Annotated in this window: 22 protein-coding genes; 15 read left to right on the plus strand and 7 right to left on the minus strand. The window is 41.0% G+C overall.

Translation table 11 applies throughout. The features are described from left to right. The first annotated feature begins 13 nt into the window (after positions 1 to 13). The 3 genes from KZC02_RS27135 to KZC02_RS27145 all read left to right on the plus strand — a co-directional run bounded on the left by KZC02_RS27135 (position 14) and on the right by KZC02_RS27145 (position 4,019). Complete coding sequence (locus tag KZC02_RS27135) at positions 14 to 991, plus strand: aldo/keto reductase (protein ID WP_221391533.1); 978 nt, start codon at positions 14 to 16, stop codon at positions 989 to 991. A 130-nt stretch (positions 992 to 1,121) separates the two neighbouring features. Further along, the gene (locus tag KZC02_RS27140) at positions 1,122 to 2,120 is read left to right on the plus strand and encodes an aldo/keto reductase (RefSeq protein ID WP_221391534.1); all 999 of its coding nucleotides are present in this window, start codon (positions 1,122 to 1,124) and stop codon (positions 2,118 to 2,120) included. A gap of 279 nt (positions 2,121 to 2,399) precedes the next feature. Next, positions 2,400 to 4,019, plus strand: a complete 1,620-nt coding sequence (locus tag KZC02_RS27145; RefSeq protein ID WP_221391535.1) for a Na+/H+ antiporter — start codon at positions 2,400 to 2,402, stop codon at positions 4,017 to 4,019. Positions 4,020 to 4,195: 176 nt separating this feature from the next. Here KZC02_RS27145 and KZC02_RS27150 read toward each other — a convergent pair whose 3' ends face one another. Continuing rightward, entirely contained in the window at positions 4,196 to 4,609 is a 414-nt protein-coding gene (locus KZC02_RS27150) for a glyoxalase (protein ID WP_229253831.1), read from the minus strand. Positions 4,610 to 4,678: 69 nt separating this feature from the next. Here KZC02_RS27150 and KZC02_RS27155 point away from each other — a divergent pair, with 69 nt between their 5' ends. The 4 genes from KZC02_RS27155 (at position 4,679) to KZC02_RS27170 (ending at position 7,672) form a co-directional block, all read left to right on the plus strand. Further along, entirely contained in the window at positions 4,679 to 4,981 is a 303-nt protein-coding gene (locus tag KZC02_RS27155) for a DUF1330 domain-containing protein (protein WP_221391536.1), read from the plus strand. A gap of 104 nt (positions 4,982 to 5,085) precedes the next feature. Next, positions 5,086 to 5,709: a Crp/Fnr family transcriptional regulator gene (locus KZC02_RS27160; protein WP_221391537.1), complete on the plus strand. Its 624-nt coding sequence runs from the start codon at positions 5,086 to 5,088 to the stop codon at positions 5,707 to 5,709. A gap of 191 nt (positions 5,710 to 5,900) precedes the next feature. Further along, entirely contained in the window at positions 5,901 to 6,683 is a 783-nt protein-coding gene (locus KZC02_RS27165; RefSeq protein WP_229253832.1) for an alpha/beta fold hydrolase, read from the plus strand. Continuing rightward, positions 6,680 to 7,672: a zinc-binding alcohol dehydrogenase family protein gene (locus KZC02_RS27170; protein ID WP_229253833.1), complete on the plus strand. Its 993-nt coding sequence runs from the start codon at positions 6,680 to 6,682 to the stop codon at positions 7,670 to 7,672. The genes KZC02_RS27165 and KZC02_RS27170 overlap by 4 nt, the downstream gene beginning before the upstream one ends. A 272-nt stretch (positions 7,673 to 7,944) precedes the next feature. On the opposite strand, the gene KZC02_RS27175 is transcribed toward KZC02_RS27170, so the two are convergent. Beyond that, positions 7,945 to 8,961, minus strand: coding sequence for a GlxA family transcriptional regulator (locus tag KZC02_RS27175; protein WP_221391539.1), 1,017 nt, complete (start codon positions 8,959 to 8,961; stop codon positions 7,945 to 7,947). Positions 8,962 to 9,108: 147 nt separating this feature from the next. Between KZC02_RS27175 and KZC02_RS27180 the strand changes: the two genes are divergently transcribed. Further along, complete coding sequence (locus KZC02_RS27180; RefSeq protein WP_221391540.1) at positions 9,109 to 9,603, plus strand: SRPBCC domain-containing protein; 495 nt, start codon at positions 9,109 to 9,111, stop codon at positions 9,601 to 9,603. A 119-nt stretch (positions 9,604 to 9,722) separates the two neighbouring features. On the opposite strand, the gene KZC02_RS27185 is transcribed toward KZC02_RS27180, so the two are convergent. From KZC02_RS27185 to KZC02_RS27195, 3 genes are all read right to left on the minus strand, one after another. Continuing rightward, positions 9,723 to 10,121, minus strand: coding sequence for a hypothetical protein (locus KZC02_RS27185; protein ID WP_221391541.1), 399 nt, complete (start codon positions 10,119 to 10,121; stop codon positions 9,723 to 9,725). Positions 10,122 to 10,235: 114 nt separating this feature from the next. Then, a complete protein-coding gene (locus tag KZC02_RS27190; RefSeq protein WP_221391542.1) occupies positions 10,236 to 11,402 on the minus strand; it encodes a MutS-related protein in 1,167 nt (388 codons plus the stop codon). Between the two features lie 69 nt (positions 11,403 to 11,471). Next, positions 11,472 to 11,837, minus strand: a complete 366-nt coding sequence (locus KZC02_RS27195; RefSeq protein WP_221391543.1) for a hypothetical protein — start codon at positions 11,835 to 11,837, stop codon at positions 11,472 to 11,474. Between the two features lie 368 nt (positions 11,838 to 12,205). Here KZC02_RS27195 and KZC02_RS27200 point away from each other — a divergent pair, with 368 nt between their 5' ends. Then, positions 12,206 to 12,877, plus strand: coding sequence for a GAF domain-containing protein (locus KZC02_RS27200; RefSeq protein WP_221391544.1), 672 nt, complete (start codon positions 12,206 to 12,208; stop codon positions 12,875 to 12,877). Between the two features lie 59 nt (positions 12,878 to 12,936). Here the strand turns inward: KZC02_RS27200 and KZC02_RS27205 are convergent, their stop codons facing one another. After that, on the minus strand, positions 12,937 to 13,521 hold the full coding sequence (locus KZC02_RS27205) for a hypothetical protein (protein WP_221391545.1): 585 nt from the start codon (positions 13,519 to 13,521) through the stop codon (positions 12,937 to 12,939). 605 nt (positions 13,522 to 14,126) lie between these two features. On the opposite strand from KZC02_RS27205, the gene KZC02_RS27210 reads away from it, so the two are divergent. From KZC02_RS27210 to KZC02_RS27220, 3 genes are read left to right on the plus strand one after another with little or no spacing between them, the layout of a single operon-like run. Further along, a complete protein-coding gene (locus KZC02_RS27210; protein WP_221391546.1) occupies positions 14,127 to 14,861 on the plus strand; it encodes a PIG-L deacetylase family protein in 735 nt (244 codons plus the stop codon). Positions 14,862 to 14,866: 5 nt separating this feature from the next. After that, positions 14,867 to 15,640 (plus strand): HEAT repeat domain-containing protein, encoded by a 774-nt coding sequence (locus KZC02_RS27215; RefSeq protein WP_221391547.1) that lies wholly within the window; start codon positions 14,867 to 14,869, stop codon positions 15,638 to 15,640. Between the two features lie 46 nt (positions 15,641 to 15,686). Then, the gene (locus KZC02_RS27220; protein ID WP_221391548.1) at positions 15,687 to 17,108 is read left to right on the plus strand and encodes an amidohydrolase family protein; all 1,422 of its coding nucleotides are present in this window, start codon (positions 15,687 to 15,689) and stop codon (positions 17,106 to 17,108) included. Between the two features lie 90 nt (positions 17,109 to 17,198). Here the strand turns inward: KZC02_RS27220 and KZC02_RS32675 are convergent, their stop codons facing one another. Further along, positions 17,199 to 17,333, minus strand: coding sequence for a hypothetical protein (locus KZC02_RS32675; protein WP_255637069.1), 135 nt, complete (start codon positions 17,331 to 17,333; stop codon positions 17,199 to 17,201). A 387-nt stretch (positions 17,334 to 17,720) separates the two neighbouring features. Here KZC02_RS32675 and KZC02_RS27225 point away from each other — a divergent pair, with 387 nt between their 5' ends. The 3 genes from KZC02_RS27225 to KZC02_RS27235 are packed head-to-tail and all read left to right on the plus strand — an operon-like array spanning position 17,721 to position 20,277. Then, positions 17,721 to 18,593, plus strand: coding sequence for a toll/interleukin-1 receptor domain-containing protein (locus KZC02_RS27225; protein WP_221391549.1), 873 nt, complete (start codon positions 17,721 to 17,723; stop codon positions 18,591 to 18,593). Beyond that, complete coding sequence (locus KZC02_RS27230; protein ID WP_221391550.1) at positions 18,569 to 18,736, plus strand: hypothetical protein; 168 nt, start codon at positions 18,569 to 18,571, stop codon at positions 18,734 to 18,736. The genes KZC02_RS27225 and KZC02_RS27230 overlap by 25 nt, the downstream gene beginning before the upstream one ends. A gap of 29 nt (positions 18,737 to 18,765) precedes the next feature. Then, positions 18,766 to 20,277 (plus strand): hypothetical protein, encoded by a 1,512-nt coding sequence (locus KZC02_RS27235; RefSeq protein WP_221391551.1) that lies wholly within the window; start codon positions 18,766 to 18,768, stop codon positions 20,275 to 20,277. The last annotated feature ends 42 nt before the right edge of the window (positions 20,278 to 20,319 follow it).

The following is a 20,319-nucleotide window of genomic DNA, read 5'->3' on the forward strand; positions in this document are numbered from 1 at the left end:
AATCGAAATAGAAATGAAAACAAGAAAATTAGGTAATTCAGGACTTGAAGTATCTGCCCTGGGTATGGGCTGTATGAATTTAAGCTTTGGTACAGGCAAGGCTGTTGATATTAATGAAGGTTTAAAAGTGATCCGCGCCGGATTTGAAAAGGGCATTACTTTTTTCGATACAGCCGAAGCTTATGGCCCTCTGACAAACGAACTGTTGGTAGGGGAGGCATTGCAGCCATTTCGCAAAGATGTTATCATCGCTACCAAATTCGGTATGATTTCAGATACCGGAATCAATAGCCGTCCGGAGCATATCAAAAAAGTGCTTGAGGAATCTTTGATCAGGTTACGCACAGATTACATCGACTTATTTTATCAACACCGGGTTGATCCGAACGTTCCGATCGAAGACGTGGCGGGTGCATTAAAAGAGTTAATCGAGGAAGGTAAAATCAGGTATTACGGATTGTCAGAAGCAGGTGCAGAAACGATTCGCCGCGCTCATTCCGTGCATCCGGTAGCAGCCGTACAGAATCAATATTCCATCTGGACAAGAGAACCTGAGGATAAAGTTTTGCCGGTTTGCGAAGAACTGGGAATAGGATTTGTGCCATGGGCGCCACTGGGAACGGGTTTTTTAACAGGGAATATTACGGCTGATACAAAATTTGATGCCGCTACCGACCTGCGTGCTGGTTTTCCAAGATTTACCCCGGAAGCGATCAAAGCTAACATGCCGGTTGTTGACATGCTGAATCGTATCGCTCAAAGAAAAAATGCATCAGCTGTGCAAATTGCTTTGTCGTGGTTAATGGCGCAAAAGTCGTGGATTGTTCCGATTCCGGGTATGGACAAGATTGGATACATTGAGGATAATATCAAATCGGCCGATATATCGCTGACTGTGGAAGAACTGAAAGAAATAGACCTTGAAATGTCAAAAATCAAATTACAGGGAGCAAGGCTGAGCGAAGGATTGCTGGCCATGTCAGAAGATTAAATGATGTCAGATGACCGGCTGAGTGTAAATTAGGATAGGCCGGATACTTTGAATCAAGGTTTTTTCTTTAAACTTTTCACTAAAAACTACTCCCGGATTCTAAGATCATTAACACATAAAACTTAAAACAATGGAAAAGAGAAGGTTAGGAAATAGCGGTTTGGAAGTTTCGGCACTTGGCCTGGGTTGTATGGGATTGAGCTTCGGTTATGGGCCTGCAACGGATACACAGGATGCCATCAAACTGATCAGGACTGCATTTGAGCGCGGTGTTACATTTTTTGATACGGCCGAAGCTTATGGCCCTTTTGCAAATGAAGAATTGTTGGGAGAAGCACTTGCACCATTTCGGGATGAAGTGGTGATAGCAACGAAATTTGGCTTTGACGGCGGAGACTCAAAAGCAGGCCTGAACAGTCAGCCGGAAAGTATTAGGGCATTTGTAGAAGCATCGCTGAAACGCCTGAAAACAGATCGAATTGACCTTTTGTACCAACATCGTGTTGACCCGAATGTGCCGATTGAAGAAGTCGCGGGAACAGTGAAAGATTTGATCCGGTCTGGCAAAGTGAAATATTTCGGGCTTTCCGAAGCAGGTGCCCAAACGATCCGCCGGGCTCATGCTGTTCAGCCCGTTGCTGCTCTTCAGAGTGAATATTCTTTGTGGTGGAGAGAACCTGAAACGGAAATTATACCAACACTGGAAGAACTGGGAATTGGTTTTGTACCGTTCAGTCCCCTTGGTAAAGGTTTTCTGACAGGAAAAATCGATGAAAATACAACATTTGACAGTACAGATTTTCGCAATATAGTTCCGCGTTTTGCGCAGGATGCACGCAAAGCGAATCAGGGCATGGTTGATTTGCTTACCAAAATTGCTAATGAGAAAAACGGATCCGGAGTGCCGGCCACACCTGCACAAATTGCGCTTGCCTGGTTACTCGCTCAAAAACCATGGATCGTACCGATTCCGGGAACAACAAAACTGCATCGGTTGGAAGAGAATCTTGGAGGTGCCAGTATTGAACTGAGTCCGGATGATTTGGGTGCCATTGAAGAGGCTGCCTCTCAAATTACTGTACAAGGTGCACGTTATCCGGAGGCTTTGCTAAAGCGAGTTGGGAATTAAAATGTAAAACGTAATTATTCTTTGTGCAAGCTGTTATATCGCAAAGCATGTCCTGAAAAGGGTTCGTTGATATCACAGAAAAGCCTGGCTACATTGATTTCAGAAATTATAGCTTCACCCGAAAAATATGCCGGCAAAAATTTGGGTGTGAACAAGCCAAATTCCTGATATACATTTTGCAGTTAGGCAAATTTGGAATAAAATAGAAAAAGCGTTGGATTAGATCAATGAAAGCCTGATATTTTGGCTTTCATTTTTTTTACCCCGCACCGTAACCTCATGCAAAGCCTCTTCATCGAATACGTTTATCTGATCTTAATTATTCTGGCGCTGGTTATGCTGGCCAACAAGCTTAAACTTGCTTACCCGATCGTGCTCGTTTTAGGTGGTTTGGCACTCAGTTTCACCTCTGTATTTTCTCACGTAACCATTGACCCTGAACTGGTTTTCCTGATATTTCTTCCCCCGCTTTTGTATGAAGCAGCATGGCAAACGTCCTGGAAAGAGTTCTGGAAATGGAGGCGCGTAATTACCAGTTTTGCTTTTCCCATTGTAATTATTACTTCCTGTGTGGTGGCATTTGTATCCAGTGCCTTTATTCCGGGTTTCACGTTGGCACTTGGCTTTCTGTTAGGCGGGATCATATCGCCACCCGATGCTGTTTCTGCCACCACGATTATGCGAGGGGTAAAAGTTCCAAAATCGCTTGTGAGTATTATCGAGGGTGAAAGTCTGCTCAATGATGCCTCGTCTTTAATCGTTTTTCGTTTTGCTTTGGCCGCAGTGGTTACCGGACAGTTTCATTATCAGGATGCCGTACAAAGCTTTGCGCTGGTTATCGTGATGGGGATAGTTATCGGACTTCTGGTCGGTTTACTTTTTTATACCATCCATCGTTTCCTGCCCACGACTCCCAGTATTGATATTGTCCTGACGCTGGTAACGCCCTATTGCATGTATTACTTCGCTGAACATTTTCACTTTTCAGGCGTATTGGCAGTAGTCAGTGGCGGTTTGTTTTTGTCGAACAAGCGGCAAAGTATGCTGACTTACCAAAGCCGGATTCAGAGCGTAAATGTATGGACGAGCATCGTTTTTGTACTGAATGGCTTGGTTTTTCTACTCATCGGGCTTCAATTGCCAAATATTACACAGCAACTGGGAAATATTAGTTTGGGTACGGCCATCTGGTATGGCCTCGCGATTTCTTTATTACTCATTGTTACGAGGATACTTTGCACCATTGGCGCCTCTCTGTTTACGCGGTTTATGAGCAATTATATTACCGTAGCAGATCCAAATCCGGGTTTTAAATCGCCCTTTGTACTAGGCTGGGCCGGTATGCGCGGTGTGGTATCTTTGGCAGCGGCACTTTCAGTTCCCTTATTTATTCACGGTGACGAGCCATTTCCGAACAGGAACCTTATTCTGTTTATTACATTTATCGTCATTCTGGTCACCCTTGTTTTTCAGGGAATCACGCTGCCTTGGTTAATAAAAAAACTGGATTTAAAAGACAGATTTGCATCCTTGTCGGAATATGAACAGCGGTTAGTAATCCAGAAGAAAATTGCGAAGGCCTCATTGCAGTTCCTCACCGACAAATACGGCCACGAGCAAGTAGAAAATCAACATTTGGGTAATCTGATAGCCCGTTTCCGGATTGACCTGGATTTTTTTCAAAGAGATCCAAAGGATTTTAACGATTCGACCGGAGATCCACTGACCAATTACCAGCATATTTATCTGGAATTATTGGAAGAACAGCGAAATTTACTTTATAAAATGAACCATCATGCTGAATTCGATGAGGAAGTAATTCGGAATTACCTTTCACTCATTGATATTGAAGAAATAAAACTTCGGAAGAAATCCTTGAATGAAAACGATTTGATATAGAAGCAGGCAAAGCGATTTTTTGTCTTGAATAAAGAATGTTTGAATTCCTTAATTTCAATATGCTAATGAGCTAAAGAAAAGGTGAACAGCCTGTCGCCGCTCACCTTTTCACAACAATTTTGAACCAATCGTTCCAAATAACAATTCGCTATCGGCTATCGGCTATCGGCTATCGGCTATTTGAAAAATTCTCCAAAGTGCCATAGAATTCCGGAAGGGTCGTGCAGGAAACATTCTTTGCCCCAGTCATATTTGCGGATCGGAGTAAGTTTTACACCTTCATATTTACGCGTCAAGTTCAAAGCAAGCAACCCGTTCCAGTAACGGTCTGCATCGTCTACTTCTAAAAAAATCATTGTATTATCGATCCAATCCTGAACGTAGGCATCCTGTAAATAAAACCCGATCCCCTCGGTTTTGAATAAAGACATATCGGGTCCCAAAACAACTTCCTCAAAACCCAGATCCCGGTAAAAATTCCGGGAAGTTTCAAAATTTTTAGCCCCGATAAATGGCCGGATTGATTTGGCTTTATGTTCCATTGTATTTCCGTTTTGTGGTGTTAATGAATGTATAGTTTTGTGGTTCATTTTGGGAAAGTTAAGCTTAATTTGCTATTTTTTCCAAACGATATTTTTTACCTTAAAAAAATTATCTCAATGCTTTATTACACCCAAATCATATTTGTAAAGGAAGGGCAGGAAGGTACATTTCATTCTTTCGAAGACCTGGTTCTACCCTTACTTCGGCAGCATAACGGTGAGTTAATTTATCGTATAAGGCCAACTGTATCCTCGGTAATTACCACAGCATTTGGCCATCCCTATGAAATTCACCTGGTTAGCTTTGCAGACAGGAAAAGCTTTGAAAATTACCGGGACGATCCGGATCGGTTACAGTATATGAAATTAAAAGAAGAATCTGTTGACCGCGTGATTTTGATTGAAGGAAGCGCGCTTTGAGTTTTTATATTTATTAATTCCTTTTTGTTATTGCCGGGTAATTGGGTAATCTTTCGAAACGCTGAAGATGTTTAAAGAGCGCCACCAGTAATTGACTTTTATTTATGCCGCAGCTATTATCGAACCAGCTCATTACGGACTACATGGAAAGTTTTCTTCCATTTGAAGAAAGTGAAAAGAAGCTGATCGAAGCGCGGTTTAAACAGCATAAAGTAAAGCGCAGACAGTTAATCCTGAGGGAAGGTTATCCATGCAAACATTACTCTTTCGTTGTAAAAGGCTGTTTCAGGATGTATGGAATGGATTCAAAAGGAACTCAGCATAATATTCAGTTTGCAGCCGAAAATGACAGTCCGGCCGCCCGTTGGATCGCAGATATTGGCAGCTTTCATTCCGGAAAAGCCAGCAAATTATCCATCGAAGCCATTGAACCCGGAATTATTCTGCAGATAGAAAGGCAGGATCTTTATTTCCTTTATCTGAACATTCCAAAGCTTGACCGGATCTTTAAAGTAATCATAGAGAACAAGTTTGTCGAGTTACAGAACCGTGTATTACAAAATATAAGCTCTACCTCACAGGAACGCTACCTGACATTTCTTGAACAGTATCCAAATCTGGCATTACGCCTTCCAAATACACAAATCGCTTCCTACCTGGGTATTACGCCCGAATTTTTGAGTAAGATCAGAAAGGATATTTCAGTTGAAGGCAAAATTCAGCAATAAACAAAATCCCTTTTTTCTTAAGATAGTTTAAGGGTCACTCCGGTAAATCTGTCGGAAATTTGCATTGTCATTTAACATATTTGGTTAGGAAAATGAAAAATCTAATTTGTGTTTTATCTCTGACTTTTATCTGTTTTTTGCTGTTGTGCCAACCGGCAATTGCCCAGGAACCAAAACATTTAAGAAATTTTATGCAGCCAGGACCGACGCTCAGCAGCCAGGTACCTTATGGAAATAACGTAAAAGCAGGGCATTATGTAAAAAGCGGCGATGCCAGGATTTACTATGAAGTTTATGGCAAGGGGCGACCGGTCGTCATCCTTCACGGAGGAATTTTTGGGTCTACATACGAAATGGCACAGTTCATTGATAGTCTGAGTCCCCAATATCAGGTTATTGCCATATCAAACCGCGGCCACGGTAAATCCGAAATGGGTTCCGGGCTGGCCACTTTTGAGCAAAAAGCAAAAGATATTTATAAAGTTATTCACGCTGTGACAAGTGACAGTGTTATAGTGCTGGGTTTCAGTGATGGAGCATATAGTGGATATTATCTTGCCAGCTTATATCCGGAAAAAGTAAAAAAACTGATCGCAATTGGTGCCGGGGAATGGACAAAAGGATCAAGGACATTTAGCCTGACTGCTAAACAGGCTTTTGCTATGGACAGTCTTTATTATAAACAGCAATTAGCACTTAGGCCTGATCCTGAAAAAATTGACCTATGGTTCTCATCAATTAATACCTATTACAATTCGGTATCTATAGGTAAAGAAATTTTGAGCAGCATACACTGCCCTGTTTTATTGATTGCGGGCGACCGTGATCAGAATGCTCCGATAAAAACTGTTATAGCAGCCTGCGATATGATCCCGAAGGTTCAGCTAAGTATCATTCCCAATGCCCCCCATACTGCTTTTCTGGTAAATTTTCCGGCGGTTTGGGATGGTATAGTTCCCTTTCTTAAACAATGATCTCATCAGAATTGAAACACATGAAGGCAGCAGTAATCTACCAGCGGGGAGGCGCTGAAAATCTTGTTTTGGAAGAGTGGGCTATGCCGGAAATTAAAGCAGGATGGGTATTGATCAAAGTGAAAGCCTTCGGCCTGAACCGTTCTGAACTGATGACCAGAAAAGGCTTATCACCCCATGTGAAGTTTCCGCGTGTATTAGGTATTGAATGCGTTGGCGAAGTCGAATCAGATCCTTCCGGAGAATATAAAAAAGGGCAAAAAGTGGCTGCATTAATGGGTGGAATGGGCAGGGATTTTGATGGTAGTTACGCTGAATATAGCGTGTTGCCCAAGACTATTCTTCATCCTTTTCAAAGCGGGCTTCCCTGGGAAACACTTGGTGCAATTCCTGAAATGTTTCAAACGGTACATGGTTCTTTGTTTCTGGCATTAAATATACAACCGGGAGAAACAATATTGATACGCGGTGGTACTTCATCCATAGGCATGTTAGCCGCACAGGTTGCCAAAAATGCAGGATTGACAGTGATTGCAACGACCCGAAATCCTGAAAAACAAAGGATATTGAATGTAAACGGAGCGGCATATGTGCTCATTGATGATGGCGTGCTGGAAGATAAAGTAAAGGCGATTTTTCCAAATGGCATTGATAAAGTGCTGGAATTAGTTGGAGCCCCAACCTTGAAAGATTCTTTGCGCTGTATCAAACCCGGAGGAACAGGTTGTATGACGGGCATGCTGTCAGAAAGCTGGTCCATTCCCGACTTTGCGCCGATGGAATTTATTCCGGCTACGGTTCGTCTCACAATTTACGACAGCGGGCAAGTCGGAAGTTCAACACAGGTTTTACAGGATTTTATTAACAGCGTTGAATCTGGAAAGGTGAATCTGGCGGTCAGCAAAGTTTTTAACCTTGCTGGAATTGTGGATGCACATAGATTTATGGAACAAAATCAGGGTGCTGGAAAAATCGTTGTACTTGTCTGATTGGTTTACATTCCTGACATTACTGGTGTTAAGTTAATCATGAAATAGCGTTTACCACCGCGCGGCGGGCCACTAAGTCACAAATCCACAAAGATTCTTATCTCCAATTTATTATACTTTGTATCTTAATTTCTTTACGTTCCGTCGCACGGTGGCAAAATTACGCTTAACTTATCACTAGTAGCATTGGTGTTAAACCGGAAAATCGTCAGCAGAAAAAAGCTTGTTTACCTTGCTTTTGCGGGCCATATCAACATTTCACTGGTTAGCATTTATTTTGCGATTGAATTTTTCACATTCAGCGGTATAACAGATCCGGCTGCTTCCTTCGCAAACTTCGCTTTGTAATCGAGAGGAGATAATCCTGTTATTCTTTTAAATACTTCCCTGAACGCTTTGTCGTCTGAATATCCAACCTCGTTCATTACTTCAAAAATGCTTTTTCTACCTTTTTCCAACGTGTTTTTGGCGACTTCTACTTTTACTCGCTGCATGTATTCCACAGGTGTATTACCGGTAGCTTTGATAAAACGCCGGTCAAAATTTCGCCGGCTGATGGCCAGATCGAAAGCCAGTTTTTCAAAGGAAAATTTTTCGCTTACATTTTCCTCAATGAAAACCTGTGCCTGGCGGACCTGTTCGTCTCCATGGTTTTTCTGGGCAAGAAAAATGAAAAACGGCGATTGGGAATTTCTTTCAATATCAATCTGGAAAATTTTAGAACACAAAATAGCAGTCTGCCGGTCAAAGTATTTTTCAATCAGAAAAAGGATCATATTCAAAAATGAATAGGCGCCGCCATTTGTGTACAAACCGGGTTCAACTGTGATCAGTTTATCAATTTGCAAATTGACGTTCGGGAACAACCGTTTAAAATCAGTAGCTGCATTCCAGTGTGTCGAGCAGGCTTTTCCATCCAGCAATCCGGTACCGGCAAGTAAAAATGCGCCAGTGCAAATACTTGCAACTTCGGCTCCGTTTTTATACTGATCGTGTATCCAGGTAATCAGTTCTGAATTGTTTTTCAGGACCAAGTCAAAATCGTATGACAGGGAAGGAATGATCACCAGATCCGCTTTTCCAATTTTCCGGATATCCGCAGGAGAAACCGAAAAGAAGCCGGTACCCAATTTAAGTTCAGGCACAAAACCGGCAATACGGATCTGCATCATCGGTCTGTTTCCCATTTTCTGCCAGTATTCATTCGCACGGCTCAGTATTTCAAACGAACCCGTTATACTGCTCAGGTTAATGTTGCCGTCCGGGACAACGATAATCACATTTTTCATACCCAGATTTTTACGCAAATATACCCCGATATGTTGTCCAAATCAACCCGTTATAATGTCCATTTTGCACCGTGTAAACTTGAAATTTTGAAGCTAACTTTATCTCATAGCAGATTGATTACCAATCGTTAACCAAATCATAAAAAAATGACAACACCAGATTTTAGCACAGCTATTTGGGTAGACCAATCTCCTGAAACAGTATTTAAAGCCATAAACAACGTTCGCGGATGGTGGTCGGAAGACATAGTAGGCGGTACAGAAAAGCTTAATGATGAATTTAAATATCATTATCAGGATGTCCATCGCTGCCAGATGAAACTCATCGAAGTCATTCCCGGCAAAAAGATTGTATGGCTCGTTCTTGACAATTATTTTAAATTTACAGAAGACAAAAGTGAGTGGATTGGCGACAAAATTATCTTTGATATAACCGAAAAAGAAGGCAAAACTCAAATCACATTTACCCAGCTTGGGTTGGTTCCTGCTTACGAATGTTATGATGTTTGCCAGGATGCATGGAGCAATTATATTCAAAAAAGCTTGTACAGCCTGATCACCACCGGCAAAGGCCAGCCCAATGCTAGCGGAAAGCCACAAACAGAGAATGAAAAGAAACTTGGAGCAGAAGCAGGGAGCTGAGCACTTTAAATAATGTAATATGTCCCGGCCGGTTCAATCATCCAAAATCTCTTTCCATGGATCAATTTGATGGCCGAATGCCGACGGCTGATAGCAATACAAAGAATTCGTGATCAGGTCTAATCCTCAAATCTCAATTCGATGTTTTTGTGATCCTGGAAAATTTCAATTATAATATCACAAAGCGTTTGCCCGCTGCCGTTTTCAATTTCAGCAAGTTTTTCCTGAAAATGCTTTACATTGTAAGGGTGACCCTGATCTATTTTTTTCTGGTAATTCCTTTTGGTTTCTTTAATTCCCAGGTCTTTTTGGCTTTTGGAAAAATTTTGCCAGACAACAAGAACAGGCTCGCCTGGCTCGTATACCCCGAATCCACCATAAAGGATATCGTTTAGCGCATCCAGGCTCTGCCCCATTTTCCAATCCACGCCTTTCATAAAAAGCCTGTCCATTTCTTCATAGAAACCGGGCAGGTTTGAAAAATGATCGGCGTTGATGGTAATGGTTCTTCTGGTCATTGGAGATTTGGGTTGATTAACAGCTTCTTACTATGCACCTGATAGATGAAATTAAACAACTTAAGAAACTATTTAAACATATTAAATTGAAAAGCAGAATATATGCAAACAGATTTATAAATTAATTTTAAGACCATAAATCTCCCTAGCCAGCCGGGCCGCTTCCTCTACAACTTCCGTCGGATACCCATTCAATTCCAAAATCCTGATCGCATTCGTATTCCTTAAATTCCCCGGCTTGATCCTGTAATCAAAAACAATCTCTCCATCCATAACTACCTCTGTAAAATGAAATACAGAATAACCGTCTTTTAAAAATTCAGCCAGTTCAAGGTCATGTGTGGCTACAAAAGTGATGTTATTTCCTTTGTTTAAGTATGATAAAACCGCCTTGCCCGATGCAATTCGTTCAACTGTATTCGTTCCTTTAAACAACTCATCAAGCAGGAACAAATTGCCAAAACCGGAACCACTTTCTTCCAGTAAATATTTGATTGCCAGTACCTCTTCGAAATAGTAACTTTTATCATTCAACAGATCATCAGAAATCCGGATCGCGGTATGGATTTTTAAGACCGGCATTGTAAATGAATTTGCAAAACAAGTATTGATCGTTTGTGCAGTAATGGCATTGATGCCCATGGTGCGAATGAAGGTTGTTTTTCCCGACATGTTCGAACCCGTTAACAAGGCTGATTTTTCTTCCAGATTAATGGAATTGGGTACGGACTGGAAGATGAGCGGATGACAAACCTCCATAGCCGTTATTTGCTTTTTGTCTGGCGTGATCGAAGGAAAGCAAAAATAAGGCAGGTATTCACGCAAAAACTGAATTGACATGGCTGCATCTATTTCTCCCACAAACTGGTACACCTGCTGCATCTGTGCCCTTTTTAGATCAAGTTCGTTCAGGACATTATATAACACCAACGGCTCTATCAGGAACAATGCTTTGACGAGCTCAACCAGATATTCCACGGCCTGGCCAATCTCACTTTGCAGTTTTACTTCCAGTTTGAAAAGCGACATCTGCATTCCCAGACTATCAATTGAATCAATTGCTTCGCCAATACCCGGATCAAGATCCTTCAGACTTTGGAATGTGATGATTTTTTTGGCAGCCTGGTTTAACCTTAATAATTGCGGAATGGAGCTGCCATACTGATATACATTCATCTTGTTCCAGTAATGGATCCCGAAGTTGACGGCCAGTAATAAAACAAGAAAAATAAGGATCTGCGGAAAAATGAATGATAACAAAACGGAGGAAACACTGATCATGGAGAGGAGAGGTATTATCCAGAACCATTTTGGCTTCTGAATGTGCTTTTCCAGAAAAAGTGACGGTATCTAATAACCATCCTTTTTATTGAGCGAAGCAATTTCTGGTAAAACCTCATCCCGTAACTCCGGATTTTTTTTCAGGATCTGAATGATCTTTTCAAACTTGTCCGTTCTGATCTTATTGCCCGGTATGGTTCGCAGCACCTGATATAAAAATTGTTGTCCCACTTTTGAAGCCGTACGATCCAGAAACATAAAAACCTCGTGCATATCCAGATCCTGAAAAGTCCGGTCTGAAATGACCTGGTGAAATCCTTTTTTGTCACTCAAAGTAAAAAACCGGTCAATTTTATTGAAGTCAAAAGTTTCGTTTTTGATTTTGCCGGAAGCAGCTTTCAGGTGAGCGAGGGTTTTATTTTTGGAAGTGAACATTCAGGTTTGTTTGCTGGTAGTGCGAGGGTTGGACAAGTTTCTGATATAATCGGATAAGGTTATTTTTGCCAGATTATACCGGTTTGGGTTGGATTTGCTAAGTTGGCAGGTTTTATGAACGACCATTCTCAAGCGTTCAGCAGTAGCTCATAATTATTGGCTAGTTACTCATATATTGTATCGCAAATGTTAAAATATCAGCACTCGCAGCCGAATCCGGGTAGTTCAAAAACTAAATATAACAATGCCTGAAAATCTCAAATTAAACGCTTATGTTGTTAATAAATCGTATTTTTGGATTGAATAAGGCAATACTGTTATGATTCTCAACACAATTACTTCCAGAAGAACAACACAGGTTACAAGCGTTGACCGATTACAATATTCTGGATTCTCTTCCCGAAAAAGATTATGACGATATAACACAGCTCGCTGCTGAAATTTGCCAAACTCAAATTTCACTGATCAGCCTTATTGACGATTCGAGACAGTGGTTCAAATCAAATCGTGGCCTGTCGATTCGCGAGACGCCCAGGGAATATGCATTTTGCACCCATGCAATACAGAATCCTTCGCAGGTATTTGTGGTGCCGGATTCACGCAAGGATGAGCGTTTTGCACAAAACCCATTGGTTACAGGCGACCCGAATGTGATTTTTTATGCAGGTGCGCCGCTAATTGACAGTAAAGGGTTTGGGCTCGGTTCACTGTGCGTCATAGATAATACGCCACGGGAACTCAATGAAAAACAGATAACTGGTCTGAAAATATTGGCAAAACATGTTGTAAACCTGATTGAGCTCAGAAAAGCCGACCGTGCCATGAAGGCACTTCAAAAAGCGCTTGAAGACAACCATAATGAGGCGCAAAAAGCTCGTCATGTGCTCAAAGCGGAATTTTATCCAAGAGTTTGTATCGCACTCGAAGATCTGAAAGCGATTACAGCAAAATCGTCATATGAAAAGGAAGAAAGCCTGCAAAACCTCGAAAGTACGATTGGGTTGTTGCAGGACTTCCAAAAAATAGTTGAAAAAATGTAAATGCATTTTTATTTAAACCTGAACGGTTTTAACAAAATTACCCGGCCTGTTTTTCTAAATCAGGCCGGTTGTTTTTGTGAGCCGGAAGCAGCACGGCGGAACAGCATTGCCGATCCGGCAAACAGCATGGCAAAGAATAGATGGAGACCAAATACGGCGGCTACACCATTTGCAAAAGCAGGTGTTCCTAACATCAGTGCAATTCCGGGAACCAGCGCCACAGCAAACGCAGTTGCAAACAAGGCAAGCGACATGCCTTCAGGTTCCAAATGTGCGATGATAGCACCGATACAGCCAATGAGCAGCACCCCAAAATACATCATGTTGGCAGGGTCATCCCCAAGTATACCACCAACCGCAACATTCATCCAGACCAGGACAAGAACAGCACCAACAGCAAGAATGACCGCGAACCGGTAAGTCTTATTACCCATTTTCTTCTTATTCACAAGTTCATAAGTAAGACTGGCACCGCCAAGCAGCAGGACAAATGCCAAAACAAAAACGCCCGGTTTCCAATGCCATTTGGCCAGTAGTGTCAAAAATAACGGTATCAGCGCAATGGATATTACAGCGGCCGTTTTTTCAGTAAGTGTTTTTCCAGTGGTTTGCATAGTATGAAACAGGTTAAATTGACTGATCATGTTGGTATTCGTTTTTTGTGATTCAAAGTAAATAAAAAGTACTTTGAAATGCAAAGTAAAGTTTTGAAAAATATATTAAGATTTAATTTGAGCAATCGCAAAGGCGTTTGCACTTTTTGAGTTTGAGTTTTTGCATAGTTAAATGGCAACAGATATGGTTAAAAACTAGGAAACCATTCGTAAAAGTGGGTTACAAACCAAACTTTTTTTTGATAATATTTTTTGTAATAGTTTTAATTGTTCTTGCAGTAATGGTTTTTAAGGGATATAGCGATTCTAGGAGAATTACCTTTCTCAAACAGCAATAGGAAATTGCATTCAAAGAATGGAGATGAAAAGTTAGCTCTAATAGCTGGTAGGAATTATTATTCTAAGTTAATAGGAGGAAAGTTGACTATTTATGATGAACATGCTATTACCAATGATTTGTCAACAGTGAGTTAATGAACAGTTCTTGATATAACTTAATTAAAACAACTAAGCTGCGGTTTTCACATCATGTGCGGGTGTTAAAAGTTCGGGCCGATTTTTTTTAAATACTTATCACCCAATTTGCTAATCTCCAATATTTCCTAACTTTAACCCACACCAAAAACCCCATAAAAATGAACCGCCGATCCTTTATAACCAACTCCCTAGCCTCGTTACCACTCGCCTCAGCCTTCGACCCGAACATCCACTTTGCAAAACCCCTAAGAGTAGTCTGTGTGGGTGGCCATCCTGATGATCCTGAGACTGGCTGTGGTGGGACGCTTGCCAAATTTGCCAATGCGGGGCATGAGGTGACCATCATTTATCTCACAAACGGGGATGCGGGGATTAAAGGTAAAAACCATCAGGAAGCGGCGGCAATTAGGACGGAAGAGGCTAAAAATGCTTGTAAAATATTGAAGGTTAAACCGGTTTTTGCAGGACAGGTTGATGGTGATACGATCGTGAACAATGAGTGGTATACGAAGATCAGGAAATTACTGGAAGCGGAAAAACCTGATATTATCTTCACGCACTGGCCCGTGGATTCGCACAAAGACCACATGGCCGCAAGTTTGCTGACGCAAAAAGTGCATCTGGATATGGGGCAAAAATGTCCGCTGTACTTTTTCGAAGTGAATACCGGTTCGCAAACCCAGAATTTCAATCCAACTGATTTTGTGGACATCACTGATACGCAGGAACAAAAACGAAAGGCTGTCTTTTGCCATGCCAGCCAGGGATTTGTTTCAGAGGAGTTTTACCACAAGTTTCATGGTATCATGGAAGATTTTCGGGGACTTTCCATTTCGGTGAAAGGAGCGGAGGGATTTGTGAAATTAACGTCGACGAAGAGTGCAATAATCTGAAAATAATGGCCTTCTACGATTTATCTAAACCAGAACGGATTAATGCTGTTGCAAACATCTGCAGCACTATTTTAAGCGAACTTGAAAGCGGGGAGTACAAAAGCACTTTCCTGTATTTTTCCGACGATGATACTTACATCAGGAAATCAGCTTATTTATCCGTTGGCAGGCTTTATTTTACCCAAGCGCTCTTGCAGCAAAAGGTCATCAACTTGCTTGATGCTTTTCTGTTACACGACGATTTTAAAGTACGCCAAACCGTGATCAATGCGGCTGGTGAAATCGGAAAAAGTGAGTTCGAAACAGTACAGCATTTTTTTGATAAAGGTTTGTTTGATCCACATCATTCGCCACGAAATGCTGTGATCGGTTCTGTTAAAAAAATGGGAGAAGTAAATCCAAAGCCAGTTTTGAGCTGGGCTAAAAAGTATCTGCACCACGAAAACAAAGAAATCAGGAGAGAAATTTGTCATGGAATTGAACTTCGCGGACGAAAATTTCCACAGGATATCCTGCCACTTTTAAAGGAATTACAATATGATACAACCTCCCTTGTCCGTCATACACTGGTTCACGTTATCGGACAAATAGCATATAAAGACGGTTGTTTGAGTATTGTCATTGAAGACCTTAATCATTGGGATAACCAGGAACTTGTTGCTGCTGCATTGGAGGAAATCATTGACGTTCACTATCGCTATCGAAACTTTTCTGCCCTGACCCAGGATGAGGCTCGCCAATACATTTCGCAAAACTACCGGTTCAAAAAGAAAAGTTAATGTCTGTTGTTTGTTTTCGGATTATGCAATAAGATTAAATTATTCTATGATGTACCTGTTACCTCATTTCCTGCTAAACCATCTTCCAAAAGAGATTACCAGGATAAATCATTTCTGGCTAATTGTTATGCTTGTTGTGGGTATAACCGGCAGTTTTAACGGAATGGCCCAGCATCGCTGGCTGGCATTTGAACACGTGACAGTCATTGATATGAAAATACCGGAACCCAGGCGAAATCAGACGGTGCTCATTGAGGATGAACGTATTATTGCTGTCGGTCCGACAGGGAAAGTCCGGGTTCCTAAGCAAGCACAGGTTATCCATGCAAAAGGAAAATTTCTGATACCCGGCCTTTGGGATGCCCATGTACATATCACAAAAGCCGGCCCGAATAGTTTACCGTTATTTATAGCGAACGGTATAACAAGCGTTAGGGATATGGGTGGCGATCCTGAAATGTTACTGGACTGGCGGGAGAAGATTGAAAGCGGTAAGCTTTTAGGCCCCCGGATCAAAACGCCCGGCCCGATCCTGGAAGATGAAGCTAATGTAGCCAGGATGTTACAGGAAGGCACGGTCGAGCCGGTGAGCCATACCCGTGTTGCGATAGGGAGTGTAGATAATGCTATCCGCAAGGTGGATTCATTGAGTAGGCTAGGGGTGGATTTTCTGAAAATCCGGACGGTAACTTCGAAGGCTGTTTACGAGGCCATAGCGAGCGAGGCCAGAAAAAAAGGACTGGCTTTGACTGGCCACGCTGTGGTGGGGCCTGAGGAAATGTTATTAGCCGGACAGCGCAGTATTGAACATGCTTTTTTGCCTCCTTTAATCAGTACGATGATTAAAACAGAGCGGGCGGAACTGTTTCATAGGATGGCTAAACAAAATATGGTAGTCGTACCAACTTTAATAACCGGAAAAAGTATTCAGGTCCCTTATAAGCAGGCCGCTTCATTGGTCAACGATCAATCCGGTAGGCTGGATTACCGCCGCAGATATGTTTCGGGCTATTTAATTGAAGACTGGCGCGAACAGGTTGCCGAACTGACCCAATATCCGGCTGGACTGGATACACTCCTTGCCGGTCGTGTAAAGGATCTGCGGGAGATGCATCGGGCAGGGGTGCGCCTGATGGCAGGTACTGATGTCGGGGTTTTACTGATCTATCCCGGATTCAGCCTTCATCAGGAATTAATACTGATGGTTAAGGAAATCGGTTTGACACCTTATGAGGCTTTACAAAGTGCCACGATTTATCCGGCAGAATTTTTCAATCTTCAAAATGACCTGGGCACGATTGAAACAGGTAAACGGGCTGATTTGCTGTTACTAGGGGCAGACCCGCTCCGAAATATCAGCAACACCCAAAAGATAATGGGAGTAGTGGCAAACGGGAGCTATTTTTCAAAGAGCGCCATTCAGGAACTGTTAAACAATGTGAAAAGTAAAAGCAAACTTAAAAGGTGATTACAGCATAGATCATAAAAAAAACAGCCACAGGACTAATAATTAGCCTCTATGCCTGTTTTCAAATTGAATATTTATAAAAACTTTTGCCTAAACCAACAAAGCATTGTCTTTCCTGGATTCCGGTAAGCTCCGATTCATTTTTCCGCTGAGTGATCTTAGATATGCATACATCACAACGCCTGTTACAACACCAATTCCAATAATTTTTTTAACAGTTCCCATATTTCAATTTGTAAAAAAAGTTTATACTAATACTTCGTTTTTATTGCTACAAAAACAATACCAGTTAAAGGTTATTCTTACATAAGCAGGTGGGCACATTTAATTGAGAATCACGAATTACATTGTAAGACAGAATTGGCTATCGGAAGTCGGCTATCATCCAAAATCTCCTTCAATACATCAATTTGATAACCGGATGCAGACGGCAATACAAAAGAATTCGTGATAGGGCCTATTTGTTCCAATTACTAAACCAGGGAATTTGCGTATTCATTTTGAACTTCTTAGAAATAAATGACTTATTTTCTGGTAATAAAAAATGCACGAACAAATGGTAAATTTCGGTTTGGAAAAGCTTCCTATATAAATGTCCGTTAACCTTCCTGCATGAAAACTTCGTTCTCCGGCGTACTGAGGAAACTAATGATCACCTGGATCATATTTTTTTCAATATTGGTTATTCTAATTCTTTTTCAGACAACCCTTGGGAAGTTCGGCGATGACGTGCTGTATCCGTTTTTCTGGTTGTTGAGCTGTGCGGTTCCCTATATATTTTTTGTTGCCTTACGATACCGGCAAATCAGAAACATCCCTGAGGAAAAACAGCCAGAGGTCGACGGTACTATTGGAGTTATTATCAAAACTGTATCTATCCTCTATCTGGTAACGCTTCTGGCAGTAATACTCATAGAGCCATTTTTCTCATCGAATAATCCGATAAAGTATTTACAGGGCTCAGCTCCTGGCCTTTATGTTTTTCAGCTGATCCTGATTGCTGCCTGTATTGTACTAAATAATCGTGTTAAAAAAACGCAATCTTTTCCGGATAAAAAGACAAATATTTTGAAGTCAGAACCTGTTGTTTTTATATCATACAACCATAACGACAAGGCAATTGCACAGGAGATTAGGACGTTGCTCGAAAAGAAAAATATTGAAGTTCTGCTTGATTCTGATGACATGGATGCGGGTGAAGTCATTGATAAATTCATTATTGACAGTGTAAATAAATCAACCGCTACGCTGCATATTATTTCGAGTAACAGCTTGATGTCCGGTTATGTGAGCAGGGAAGCCATCCGAACCTTTTACTCCGAAGAATTTACAAATAAGAGAAAGTACATTGCCTGTTATTTGGATGAAGAATTTAAGAGCAATGACTTTATTATCAGATCCGTAAAAAAATCGACGAAAAGCTTGATGAAATTAAAAGGATCATTGACGAACAGGATGCATTGGATGTCGATACCCAGAACCTGAATAGTCAGAAAAGCAGATTATATGATTTGCGCCAGAATATGGACAAAATCGTAGAGAAATTGAATGCTTCTTTGTGTATTGATATCAGGGGAGATCAGTTGGCTGCTAATTTTCCTAAGATACTGGAAAGTATCACAAACTGAACGGTTCATTTTTTTAAAACCAGACCCTCATGAAAAACTTCACATTAATTGGTTTTTTGATTTTTGTCCTGATTACTGCTTTTGGATTTGTTTCGGCTATGGATTTGGAAACTGGCCTGGTTGAAATCTCACATGCCCATAACAGGCTTTATTTTACCCGATTGCACGAGAAAGAGTTACCGGATTCCGTTCTGGTAAGGAATATAAATAAGGCAGAAGTTATCCTGAAGAAAGCTGTTGGCAAGGTCGAAAACGGCACTATAATCCTAATTAAAAAAAGCCGTTCCGAGGTTTATTATTTGCAGGGAATCCTGGCAATCAGGTCACACGATCTCAGTAATGCATTAAACCTGCTGGATTCCGCAGCATCCTTGAACAAAAATATAAAAGACGGTACCGTACCTGTTTCCATATCTGATCTGACGTTCATTAACAACGCGTCAGTTTTGAGATACCGTAATGCTATTGAGGTTACAAGAAAAAATATACTTAAAATGATGATTGAAGATGTTTATAAAAACCGAAATGATCAACCGGAAACAACTACCATAGTGAAGATTAAAGAACTTAGAAAGACATTGAATGGTGAGACTTTTGGTGAAAATATGAATCAGGACGAATCGGTGGAGAGAATGTATACATATTTGATGCTGAACTATAATGCTAAATATAAAATTTGTGAGGATGTATTAAAGTATTACAATGTACTAGCAAACGGTGATTATGGAATCAGGTACAGAAATTCACACTATATAGGCGAGAATAGTGAATTGATTGGGAATGAGCTTAGTCAGATGAAAGCGGAAACCGAGTTAGCTCCCGGAGATTATCTTTTTAATGACGAACCATCTGATATAGATATAGTGGCTGCCCAATCACTCGCCAGGAAAAATTGTCCGGAATTATTTGATGACTCAATATCTGAAAATTACTACAAGAATGCTTTGGTAGGCTCGTCTTTAAAAGCCCAGAGTTTGCTAATACTACCAAAAATACCCTTTACAAAAAGTGCCTGGAATAAAATACCTGTGAACGTAAACCGGTTTAAAAATCTGGGGGATCTGGAAACATTTTTAGATAACAATCTGAAAAGAAGGGGGTATGATAATATTAAATATTACGGCTTTGAAGATGGATTTGCGATCATTACGCCTATTGAAAAATTCAACAGGAATGGTCAGATATATGAAGGAGAAGGAAGGTTCAGTACCAGTATGAGCACTTCCATTAACAGTTTTTTTGATTACATTGATAAGCTGTTTTTAGCTGAGAAAGGCCATTACCGATTTATAATTCTGGCTGCTGCCTCAAACCCTTATTCTCTTGGGAAACGACCATCTCTTGACTATATGGAATCACTGGTTGCTGATGGGAATAACCGGCTTTCGGAAGAAATGTCTCAAAAGCTATTGAATAAACGATTTTCAATTGATGGTTACGTGTATGAATTTGAGCAAAAGGAATTTGCCAGCGATCCGGTCTTTGTAAAAGAACCAACCCTGACCGGCAAAAAACACATTGCACCGCTGATTACGTTCTGATAAATGCATCGAAAATAACAACATAGTTATTGTTTTTAATGT

It is taken from the genome of Dyadobacter sp. NIV53, assembly GCF_019711195.1.
Taxonomy (GTDB): domain Bacteria; phylum Bacteroidota; class Bacteroidia; order Cytophagales; family Spirosomataceae; genus Dyadobacter.